Genomic DNA, 491 nt, shown 5'->3' with positions numbered 1-491 from the left:
TCAAATCACCAAAGTTGTCTGCAATTTTTATACATGATGCAGACTCGATTTTGCCGGACTCAAATATGTTTTGCTTTCGCAAAACCCAAGAACACTTGAATGTGTTTTTGTGTATTCAATAAATGAATACTTTGAGAACTTTACAAACAACAATAAATTGTTGTTTTGTCAGCTTTCCAAATTGTTAAAGAGCTATGTTAGCTACAAGCTTGCGCTTGTGAACTATCAATCTGTGTGGACACTCATCACGATAATCATCGYATAAGGAGGTGATCCAGCGCCAGGTTCCCCTAGCGCTACCTTGTTACGACTTCACCCCAGTCATGAACCACAAAGTGGTGAGCGTCCTCCCGAAGGTTAAACTACCCACTTCTTTTGCAGCCCACTCCCATGGTGTGACGGGCGGTGTGTACAAGGCCCGGGAACGTATTCACCGTGGCATTCTGATCCACGATTACTAGCGATTCCGACTTCATGGAGTCGAGTTGCAG

1 rRNA gene is annotated in these 491 nt (G+C 43.9%); it reads right to left on the bottom strand.

The features are described 5' to 3' along the window. Nucleotides 1-262: 262 nt before the first annotated feature. Nucleotides 263-491: ribosomal RNA gene (locus tag DPF93_RS21185) — 16S ribosomal RNA — on the bottom strand; the annotation flags it as partial.

The sequence above is a fragment of the Vibrio rhodolitus genome (assembly GCF_003350325.1).
In the GTDB taxonomy this organism is placed as follows: Bacteria; Pseudomonadota; Gammaproteobacteria; order Enterobacterales; family Vibrionaceae; genus Vibrio; species Vibrio rhodolitus.
The sequence above is the reverse complement of the archived record's forward strand: the minus strand, read 5'-3'. Positions and strand labels throughout refer to the sequence as shown.